Annotated in this window: 9 protein-coding genes; 4 read left to right on the top strand and 5 right to left on the bottom strand. The window is 66.7% G+C overall.

Features of this window, described 5'->3' with window-relative positions:
* Positions 1-256 precede the first annotated feature (256 nt).
* Entirely contained in the window at positions 257-835 is a 579-nt protein-coding gene (locus C5O18_RS04630) for a hypothetical protein (RefSeq protein ID WP_105191880.1), read from the top strand.
* Between the two features lie 81 nt (positions 836-916).
* Here C5O18_RS04630 and C5O18_RS04625 read toward each other — a convergent pair whose 3' ends face one another.
* Complete coding sequence (locus tag C5O18_RS04625) at positions 917-1615, bottom strand: TetR/AcrR family transcriptional regulator (protein WP_105191878.1); 699 nt, start codon at positions 1613-1615, stop codon at positions 917-919.
* A 172-nt stretch (positions 1616-1787) separates the two neighbouring features.
* On the opposite strand from C5O18_RS04625, the gene C5O18_RS04620 reads away from it, so the two are divergent.
* The 3 genes from C5O18_RS04620 to C5O18_RS04610 all read left to right on the top strand — a co-directional run bounded on the left by C5O18_RS04620 (position 1788) and on the right by C5O18_RS04610 (position 5109).
* Positions 1788-2960 (top strand): acyl-CoA dehydrogenase family protein, encoded by a 1173-nt coding sequence (locus C5O18_RS04620; RefSeq protein WP_206389726.1) that lies wholly within the window; start codon positions 1788-1790, stop codon positions 2958-2960.
* Positions 2961-3145: 185 nt separating this feature from the next.
* The gene (locus C5O18_RS04615; RefSeq protein ID WP_105191876.1) at positions 3146-3814 is read left to right on the top strand and encodes a 1-acyl-sn-glycerol-3-phosphate acyltransferase; all 669 of its coding nucleotides are present in this window, start codon (positions 3146-3148) and stop codon (positions 3812-3814) included.
* A 74-nt stretch (positions 3815-3888) separates the two neighbouring features.
* On the top strand, positions 3889-5109 hold the full coding sequence (locus C5O18_RS04610) for a DUF445 domain-containing protein (protein WP_105191874.1): 1221 nt from the start codon (positions 3889-3891) through the stop codon (positions 5107-5109).
* 57 nt (positions 5110-5166) lie between these two features.
* Here the strand turns inward: C5O18_RS04610 and C5O18_RS04605 are convergent, their stop codons facing one another.
* From C5O18_RS04605 to C5O18_RS11245, 4 genes are all read right to left on the bottom strand, one after another.
* Entirely contained in the window at positions 5167-5556 is a 390-nt protein-coding gene (locus C5O18_RS04605) for a hypothetical protein (RefSeq protein WP_105191872.1), read from the bottom strand.
* Positions 5557-5728: 172 nt separating this feature from the next.
* The gene (locus C5O18_RS04600; RefSeq protein WP_105191870.1) at positions 5729-6895 is read right to left on the bottom strand and encodes a fatty acid desaturase family protein; all 1167 of its coding nucleotides are present in this window, start codon (positions 6893-6895) and stop codon (positions 5729-5731) included.
* A 26-nt stretch (positions 6896-6921) separates the two neighbouring features.
* Complete coding sequence (locus C5O18_RS04595) at positions 6922-7173, bottom strand: 2Fe-2S iron-sulfur cluster-binding protein (protein ID WP_158249267.1); 252 nt, start codon at positions 7171-7173, stop codon at positions 6922-6924.
* Positions 7164-7340, bottom strand: coding sequence for a hypothetical protein (locus tag C5O18_RS11245; RefSeq protein WP_478209675.1), 177 nt, complete (start codon positions 7338-7340; stop codon positions 7164-7166). The genes C5O18_RS04595 and C5O18_RS11245 overlap by 10 nt, the downstream gene beginning before the upstream one ends.
* Positions 7341-7491 lie beyond the last annotated feature (151 nt).

Here is a 7491-nt window from a genome sequence, read left to right as displayed (position 1 = left end):
AGCCGTGGTCGCCGGCCAGGCGAGCGGCATCGATGCCGGCCGCGGTCAGGGCCGCGGTATCGACAGGTTGCGGCAGCAGCTCGCGCAGGTAGGGCGCGGTAATGCCGGTGGGCGAGCACATCAGGTCGGGCAGGGATTCGAGTGCCATGGCAGCGCGGCGGTGCGGTCAATACCGGCCCGACTCTACACGCTAGCCTGACCCTGCCGGTAGCCCGTGACGGGCGGTCGGCGACAGGTTCACCACTGGAGCAGCGCGATGATCGGCATTCCCCTGGGTCTGGCGACGGCCAACGCCGTCGAATGGTTCATGCACAAGCATGTGCTGCACGAGCGCGGCCGTGATCGCGGCGGCATGTGGGCCTTCCATTTCCACGAGCACCACAGGATGGTGCGCAAGCACGGCTACCACGATCCGAACTACCTGCGCTTCCCGCTCGGTCGGCATGCGCAGGGCAAGGAGGCCTGGTCGCTGATCGCTGCCAGCGCGGCCATCGCGCCGCTGTTCCCGGTGGCGCCTTTCTATGTCGGCACGCTGTGGTACTGCGCGGCCAACTACTACCGCGTGCACAAGCAGTCGCACATGGACCCGGCCTGGGGCCGCGCCCGCATCCCCTGGCACTACGACCACCACATGGGGCGCAATCCGGATGCCAACTGGTGCGTGACGCGGCCCTGGTTCGACTATGTCATGGGCACCCGCGAGTTCATGCCGGACGGTGTGCGCGAGACCAATGTGCTGGGCTTGCGGCATCTGCCGGCCTGGCTGGCGCGGCGCCTGCCCGACCCGATGCGCCTGGGGCGGGTTGTCGGCGTGCCCCGGGCCGAGGCGGCCTGAGGCCGGGGGTCATCACCGGGGATGTGCCGTGTGCGGTGCCGGCAGGTGCGGGCCGTCCACGCATGCCGGCCGCGCGTGCGTTCAGTCGTCGCGCGCGGTCAGCGCCTGGTCCCAGAACGCCGGGCGCGGTGGCGGCGTGGTGACGCCGTCGCGCGGGCGCAGGTGCGCGCCGAGCACGCGGCACCAGAGCTGCAGGAAGTGCTCGTTGACGTGCTCGCCGTCGGTGAGGTGGCGCTCCATGGCCATGCCGCCCATCAGCCAGTGCGTGAGCACGAACAGGTGGGTGGGGTTGGGGCCGTCCTCGGCGGGCTCGAAATAGTGCCGCGAGGCGCCGTCCAGCACCTCGTAGCCGGCGATCCAGAGCTTGCGCAGCACCGCCGCCAGTTCGGCATCGCGCCGGCTGGCCATCATCAGCTCCATGAGCGCGCCGCTTTCCGGGGTGCTGAAAATGCCGCGCCAGCTCGCCATGATCAGTCCGGCGGGTCGATCTTCCGAGTCTTCCATGTGCCGCACGGCATGCCCGAGGTGGATGTAGATGCCGCGGATCAGGTGTTCCGCCGTGGCCTCGATCAGCGCCGACTTGGTCGGGAAGTGATGGATGGGCGCGCCGCGCGAGACCCCGGCCATGGTGATGATGGTGCTCACCGTGGTGCCGGCGTAGCCCTCGCTGTCCAGGCTCTGCACGGTGGCCTCGATCAGGCGCTGGCGCATGGCTTCGCTGCGCTCGGCCTGGGTGCGGCGGGTTCGGGTCTGGGGTTTCTGGCTGGCGGCGGCGGTCATGGTGCCGATTCTCCCCGGATTGCGCGATGCCTGTCATCTTCGGGCGGCAAGATGCGGTGACCTTGCGGTCACAATTTCCTTGACAGTGTTTCAGGTCGCGCGTAGAAACGCAAACAAGTTGTACGACCGTATTTTAAGTTTGTCGTCAGCGTTTTCCTGTCCGGAGTTTTGCATGAGCACCAGCATCCCCAATCCCATGAATGCCATGATCCCGCGCACCATCTTCACCGCCGAGCACGAGGATTTCCGCCGCACTGCCCGCCGTTTCTTCGAAGAGGAAATGGCGCCCCACCGCGAGAAGTGGGAAGAGCAGCAGCACATCGACCGTCACCTGTGGAACAAGGCCGGCGAGCTCGGCCTGCTGTGCCCGACCATGCCGGTCGAATACGGCGGATCGGGCGTGGACCGTCTCTACAGCGTGATCCTGATGGAAGAGCAGGCGCGCGCCGGCGATTCCGCCTCGGGCTTCTCGCTGCATTCCGACATCGTCGCCAACTACCTGAACAACTTCGCCAGCGAAGCGCTGAAGCAGCAGTGGCTGCCGAAGATGGCCAGCGGCGAGGCCGTCGGTGCCATCGCCATGACCGAGCCGGGCACCGGCTCCGACCTGCAGGCGGTGCGCACCACCGCGCGCGAGGACGGCGATGACTACATCGTCAACGGTTCCAAGATCTTCATCACCAACGGCTACCTCTGCGATATCGCCGTGGTGGTGGTGAAGACCGGCGATGTCTCCGGCGGCGCCGGCAACATCTCGCTGCTGCTGATCGAAGCCGACCGTCCGGGCTTCACCAAGGGCAGGCCGCTGAAGAAGGTCGGCATGAAGGGCCAGGACACCTGCGAGCTGTTCTTCGACAACGTGCGCGTGCCCAAGTCCAATCTGGTCGGCATGGAAGGCATGGGCTTCATCATGCTCATGAAGGAGCTGGCCTGGGAACGTCTGATGATCGCCATCATGTGCGCCGCCGGTTGCGAGTCGGTGCTGGCCCACACGCTGGCCTACGTTCGCGACCGCAAGGTGTTCGGCAAGCCGGTGGCGGCCTACCAGAACAGCAAGTTCAAGCTCGCCGAGCTGCGCACCGAAACCCAGATCGCGCGCGTTTTCGTGGACCGCTGCATCGAGGAGCAGATCCAGGGCACGCTGCAGGTGGATGCCGCCGCGGCTGCCAAGTACTGGGTCTCCGATCTCATGTCCAAGGTTGTCGACGAGTGCGTGCAGCTGCATGGCGGCTACGGCTTCATGCTCGAGTACCCGGTCGCCCAGGCCTATGTCGATACCCGCGCCAACCGCATCTACGGCGGCACCAACGAGATCATGAAGGAGCTGATCGCGCGCACGTTCTGAGGCGGTCCCGTGGTGTCGTCCGGGCCGGCCTTGCCGGCCGGGCGACACGGCGGGCGCTCATCCTGCGCGTGCCGGAGGTGCCGGCTGTCCCGGTGTGCCGGCGCTGCTTGATTGCATGCCGCACCCCGGCGCCAGTAAAGTTCGGCTTTCACCGCGAAAAACAACAACGCGCGCAAGGGGTTTTCATGGGACGTTCGCCAATCACCGGTCAGGCCGAGCCGGCCGCCACGCTCACGGCCGACGACCTCGGGCCCCTGGTGCCGCGCCGCGGCACGCCGTTCAGCCAGGCGCTGGGCGTGTTCTGGCTGCGCATGATGGGCTGGCGGGTCAGCGGCGTCGCGCCCATGGTACCCAAGGCGGTGTTCATCGGCGCCCCGCACACCTCCAACCGCGATGGCTTCGTGGCGGCGGCCACCATCCTCGCGCTGCGCCTGCGCATCACCGTCATGGCCAAGGCCGAGCTGTTCAAGGGACCGCTGGGCGCCTTTTTCCGCTGGCTCGATGTCATGCCCGTCTACCGCACCGGCAGCAATCGCGGCGGCCAGATCGACCAGGTGGTGGCACGCTTCGCCGAACGCGAAAGCATCTACATGGGTATCGCCCCCGAGGGCACCCGTCACGCCGCGCCGGAATGGAAGCGCGGCTTCTATCACATGGCCGTGCGCGCCGGCGTGCCCATCGTGCCCTTCATTCTCGACTTCGGCCGCAAGGAGCTGCGCATCACGCCGGTGTTCCACCCGACCGGTGACATGGAGGCCGACATGAAGGCGCTGATCTCGCGTTACCAGGGCGTGGTGCCGGCCGACCCGTCGCGCCTGTCGGGCCCGCTGCGGGAGCCCGGAAACGCCGGTTGAGGCGGATGCGGTTCTGATCGCATAATGGCCGATCGCGTGGTTATTTTATTGATTTTTGTCGGAAATGGTTGTCTATGGACGCGCTGATCGCTGACTTCAAGGCCGAGATGTGGCTTTACATTTCCATTCCGTTCATCAGCGGCATCATCGGCTATGTCACCAAGGTGGTGGCGATCAAGATGATGTTCTACCCGATCAATTTCTGGGGCATCAAACCCTGGTTCGGCTGGCAGGGCATCGTGCCGCGCAAGTCGGAGAAAATGGCGACCATCGCCGTCGATCTCATGACCGAGCGCCTGATCAAGCCCGAGGAGATCTTCGCCCGCCTGGATCCCAGGCGCATCGCCAGCGAGATCGAGCGGCCCATGATGGAGGCCTCCGAGGACATCGTCCGCGAGGTCATGCACCAGTACCAGCCGGGGCTCTGGGAGGGCATGCCGGAGTTCATGCGCCAGGCCATCATCCGGCGCGTGAAGGGCGAGGCGCCGAAGATCGTCGCCACCATCATGAGCGAAGTGCAGCACGACGTGTCGCGCTACTTCGACATCCGCCACATGGTCATCAGCAACCTGCAGAAGGACAAGGCGCTGCTGAACGAGATCTTCCAGCGCGTCGGCAAGCAGGAGCTGAAGTTCTTCTGCACCGCCGGCTTCGTCTTCGGTTTCGTCATCGGCCTGGTGCAGATGGTGTGCTGGCTGGTCTTCCGCCAGCCCTGGATGCTGCCGGCCTTCGGCGGCTTCGTCGGCTTCTTCAGCGACTGGCTGGCGCTGCAGATGCTGTTCCGCCCGCTCAACCCGAAGAAGATCTTCGGCTTCACCCTGCACGGCCTGTTCCTGAAGCGCCAGCACGAGGTCGCCGGCGACTACGCCGCGCTCATTTCCAAGCAGATGCTGACGCCCGGCCTCATGATGGAAGAGCTGTTCACCGGCCCGCGCTCGGACCGGGTCATCAACCTGCTGCAGAAGCACGTGCGCCGGGTCATCGACGAGCAGGCCGGCCTGGCGCGTCCGCTGGTGCTCTATGCCGTCGGCACCGAGAAGTACATCCAGATGAAGGCCACCGTGGCCGAGCGCATCCTGGAGAAGCTGCCGGAAACCATGAAGTACATGGAAAACTACGCCGAAGACGCCATGGACGTGCGCAACACCCTGATCACGCGCATGCGCCAGCTCACCCCGACCGAGTTCGAAGGCATGCTGCGGCCCGCGTTCAAGGAAGAGGAGTGGATCCTCATCACTGTGGGCGCGGTGCTCGGCTTCATGGTCGGCGAAATGCAGATCCACTTCATGCTCTGAGCCGGGTGTCCGCTGGTGGGTGGTGCCGGCCCTGCGCCTGCGCCACCCGACGCGCCATCAGCCCGGGTAGCAGGCCAGCAGCAGCAGGCAGGTCGCCAGCCAGAAGCCGGTCTCCAGCGTTTCGGTGATGGGCTGGATCTTCGCCCAGGCGCCGTAGATGTGCACCGGCACCATCAGGCCGCTGAACAGGATCATGATCTCGTAGATCGGCACCAGGCCTTCGCCGCCGAGGCCGGCGCGTATCAGCAGGTAGTCCATGATCAGCGCGAACGCGCCCAGGCAGCGGCCGAAGTAGACGGCCAGGTCGGTGTCGGCCGGCAGCCGCCAGAGGAACATCCTCGCCCACAGCAGCGGCGTGAAGAACAGCGGCAGTGAAAACACGAACAGCGTGACGATGCCGAACCACAGCACCACGGTTTCGGCGTGGGCGGACCATATCCCGATCATGAGGCTCTCCCGGCGTGGCGGCATTCCGGGACCGGTGCCTTCCTGTCACGCCCGGACCTGATTCTGCGAGCCGGCGGAAGGCGCCTGAACGCTGCCATGGGCTAGGAGCGCCGGGACTTTGGGTGGCGGGCCGCATATGCCCATAAGTCGTATGGGTATGCGGCCGCCCGGTTCAGGCAGCCTGCTCGACCAGCGCCGCCTGCGTGCGCTTCGGCGGCCGGCTGGGGAAGGCGTGGCGCAGGATGCGCCAGACCACCTGGCCGAACTGCACCGACAGCCGGCCGGTGTTGTAGTGCTGGCCGTAGCGCCGGCAGATGTCCTGCACCACCGGTGCCATGTCGGCATAGCGGCGGGCCGGGATGTCCGGGAACAGGTGGTGCTCGATCTGGTGGCTGAGGTTGCCGCTCATGATGTGGAACAGCCTGCCGCCCTTCAGGTTCGACGAGCCGCGCATCTGGCGCAGGTACCAGTGGCCGCGGCTTTCGTTCTCGGTCACGCTCTTCGGGAAGGTCTCGGCGTTGGCGGTGAAGTGCCCGCAGAAAATGATCATGTAGGTCCACAGGTTGCGGATGACATTCGCGATCAGGTTGCCCACCAGCACCGGCAGGAAGAACGGCCCGGCCAGCAGCGGGAAGATCACGTAGTCCTTGACCAGCTGCCGGCGCATCTTGCGCGCCACCGGCTGCCACTCCTCGCGGAGCTGCTTTTTGCTCTTGCGACCGGCGAAGTACTTGCCCAGCTCCAGGTCCTGGATGGCGACTCCCCATTCGAACAGCAGCGCGAAGATCACCGCGATCACCGGCTGGGCCAGGAAGAACGGCCGCCAGCGCTGTTCCGGGAACAGGCGCAGCAGGCCGTAGCCGATGTCGTCGTCCATGCCGCGCACGTTGGTGTAGGTGTGGTGCTTGAAGTTGTGCGTCTTCCGCCAGTTGTCGCTGGTGCCGACGATGTCCCACTCGTAGGTGCGGCCGTTCAGCGCCGGATCGTTCATCCAGTCGTACTGGCCGTGCATGACGTTGTGGCCCAGCTCCATGTTCTCGAGGATCTTGGCGATGCCCAGCAGCAGCGTGCCGATGCCGCACAGCGGCAGCATGAGCCCCGGCCGGAAGGCCAGGCTGACGGCGCCGATGAACAGCAGCGCGCGGCCTGCGGCCTCGATGTAGCGCACGGCCTTGACGACGTTGCGGATGTAGTCGGCATCACGCTTGCCGAGATCGGCCACGGTGCGGGCGCGCAGGGCATCCAGCTCGGCGCCGAAGGCCGCGAGCTCGCCGGCGGTGAGCGCGCGGCTGCGGGAGCGGGCGGGCGGGGGCGTTCGGGTACGGGTCGAAGAGGTCATGCGGTCGGCTCCGGGAGTGACGGGCATCAGAGATCGAGCGTGATGTCGCCGCGTGCGCGGCTGACGCACAGGCGCAGGGCGGAAACGGGGTCGGCATTCTGTTCGCCGCTGTGCAGGTCCTGGCTGACGCCGTCGAGCTTGGCGCAGGCGCAGCTGTTGCAGATGCCCATGCGGCAGCCATGGGCCGGACGCAGGCCCTGTGCTTCCAGCGCCTCCAGCAGGGAGTCGCCGGTGGACACGGTGAGCGTGCGGCCGCTGGCCTGCAGGGTCACGCGCACGTCGCGGACGGCGGCATCATCCGTCGCCAGCGGCGCGGGGGGCGTNCGCGCGCGGCCAGCGCCTGCAGCTCGCGGGCGAAGCAGAGTTCGGCACGGGTGCCGGCCCAGTAGATCAGGGTCAGCGGCACCGGCATGCCGTCGGCGGCCAGTGCCCGGGTCAGACTCATGAGCGGGGTGATGCCGCTGCCGGCGGCGAGGAACAGCAGCGGCTCTCCGGTGGCCGGTAGCGCCAGCTCGCCGAAGGCCTGGCCGATTTCCAGCACATCTCCCGGCTGGCAGTGGTCGCAGAGCTGGTTGCTCAGGCGTCCGCCGCCGACC

Origin of the sequence: Amnimonas aquatica (genome assembly GCF_002943415.1) — a bacterium.
Taxonomy (GTDB): Bacteria; Pseudomonadota; Gammaproteobacteria; order Pseudomonadales; family Moraxellaceae; genus Perlucidibaca; species Perlucidibaca aquatica_A.
This window is presented reverse-complemented; position numbering and strand designations above follow the sequence as displayed.

Coding starts and splice junctions, on each gene's coding strand:
- C5O18_RS04630 (WP_105191880.1), top strand. CDS start 257: ATGATCGGCATTCCCCTGGGTCTGGCGACGGCCAACGCCGTCGAATGG.
- C5O18_RS04625 (WP_105191878.1), bottom strand. CDS start 1,615: ATGACCGCCGCCGCCAGCCAGAAACCCCAGACCCGAACCCGCCGCACC.
- C5O18_RS04620 (WP_206389726.1), top strand. CDS start 1,788: ATGAGCACCAGCATCCCCAATCCCATGAATGCCATGATCCCGCGCACC.
- C5O18_RS04615 (WP_105191876.1), top strand. CDS start 3,146: ATGGGACGTTCGCCAATCACCGGTCAGGCCGAGCCGGCCGCCACGCTC.
- C5O18_RS04610 (WP_105191874.1), top strand. CDS start 3,889: ATGGACGCGCTGATCGCTGACTTCAAGGCCGAGATGTGGCTTTACATT.
- C5O18_RS04605 (WP_105191872.1), bottom strand. CDS start 5,556: ATGATCGGGATATGGTCCGCCCACGCCGAAACCGTGGTGCTGTGGTTC.
- C5O18_RS04600 (WP_105191870.1), bottom strand. CDS start 6,895: ATGACCTCTTCGACCCGTACCCGAACGCCCCCGCCCGCCCGCTCCCGC.